Source organism: Candidatus Jidaibacter acanthamoeba (assembly GCF_000815465.1).
GTDB lineage: Bacteria > Pseudomonadota > Alphaproteobacteria > Rickettsiales > Midichloriaceae > Jidaibacter > Jidaibacter acanthamoebae.
This window is the reverse complement of the sequence record NZ_JSWE01000148.1, coordinates 1-1,757: the sequence shown is the minus strand read 5'-3', so window position 1 is coordinate 1,757 and position 1,757 is coordinate 1. Positions and strand designations below refer to the sequence as shown.

Sequence of the window (1,757 nt, the reverse complement as noted above, 5' to 3'; positions counted from 1 at the left end):
CATCCTTTAGAGCTATGAGTAGTGCATCAATTACTTTCTCACTTCCTTGCCCGATACTACCCAAACTCTTTACTGCTGCTTCCCTTACCCAATAATCTTTATCTTCCAGAGCTATAAGTAGTGCATCAATTACTTTCTCACTTCCTTGCCCTATCTTACCTAAACTCTCTGCGGCTGCTTGCCTTACATATCTTTCTTTATCTTCCATTAATTCAATAAATACTTCAGCTATAGCTTGGAATATGGAGGGGTGGTTTTAAGTATTTCTATCATAAAGGTGCGAAGATGCCGAATGTTGGCTCTAACTTTTATCCATTGCTTGATATAGTTTATTAATTCTTTATGTTTCTCTACCTTTTCACTAGCTTCACACTCTTCTAAACTTCGAATTACTAAACTTACATGCCTTATTCCTACCAATTCTCGCGGCTCTGCTTCTACTATCCTCCAGAACCCATTTAATCCTTCATAATTACCTCTAGCTCTTCCTTGCTGATATAATACACCAGCACTGAACCACATCATTACTTCATAGTAAGGTATGTATTTATTCTCGCTAATAAATGCATATACTTGCTTATACTCTTCAGTCCCTATATTATTAATTGCTCTTGCTATATACTTTGCTGCATAATACTCTTGGAAACTTAAGTGTAGGAAATATATCTCCCTATTCTCATCATTATTCTCACCTATTATTTTAACCATTCCACTCTTTAATACTTCTCTTAGTAAATTTCCTACTCCACTCCTCTTTTCTTCTTCCGCTATAATCCCTTGTATCTCTTTTATCGGAATTATTATCTGGTTATTTTTCATCCCCCTAAATGCTATTCTCTCAAGACATCTTACTATAGGCTGGGTTCTTTTATTAAATTTCCTACATGTTAAATCATCTAGCTCTATTGCATGATTCTTAACTACATATCTCTCCATTAGCCTATCAGTTATAGCTCCATATAACTGACTCATCGTACTAACCTTATCTATTCCTCCGCTTATTCCCCATGCACTGCAGATTAACTCTAAGTTAATCGGTATATGAGCTATCCCCCATAAGCTCTTATTATTCTTTAAGAAATTCAGTATCTCTTTTGCTCTTTCAGATTTAAATGTACTTACATACCTTTCAATATCCTGATCTATAAACCCTACATTCTCATACTCTTGGTCAAACTTGTGCTCAATCCTAGCAGGCCTAGAAGTTACTATAGTATGAGCCATACTATCTTCTATTATCCCTCTTACTATACTGCCTAGCTTAGCACCTACTCCCGGCTTTCTAAGCAAGGGAACTATCTCATCATATCCATCAAGTAGGTAGAGTATATTACCTACATTGTTTCCTAAAAACTGTGCTATCTCTGATTCTCTAATACCTCGTACCCCGGGCAAATAGGTCTGCTTTATAAAACCTTCTAGTGTGGCGCTATTCTCGGTCTCTATGTAGTTAGCTAACTCTCTAAGCGGCAACTTAATTACTGCTCTAAACTTATTTCGCCATATTTCTTCCTTTTGCCAGGCAACCGTTAAATATTGACATAATGTCGTTTTCCCTATTCCAGCTCTTCCGTATATTACTAGCTTTTTACTTTTAGCGTCTTCAAATAACCCTTTTATTTCTATTGGCTTCTTAGCTCTATGTATCTCTTCATAACTCGATATCCTTTGTTCCCTATACTCTTGGCTATCATTCTTATCCCCTCTTTTTTCTTTCCCTCTCAGCCCCTGTTCTTTCTGTTTAGCTTCTTCTTGTT

General features: G+C 36.4%; 2 protein-coding genes. Both read right to left on the bottom strand.

Features of this window, described 5'->3' with window-relative positions; all coding sequences use genetic code 11:
* The coding region (locus NF27_RS07610) for a HEAT repeat domain-containing protein (RefSeq protein ID WP_039457826.1) at positions 1-208 on the bottom strand (208 nt) is incomplete at its 3' end.
* Positions 209-228: 20 nt separating this feature from the next.
* Positions 229-1,757: NACHT domain-containing protein (locus NF27_RS07605; RefSeq protein WP_039455590.1), on the bottom strand; the 1,529-nt coding region annotated here is incomplete at its 5' end.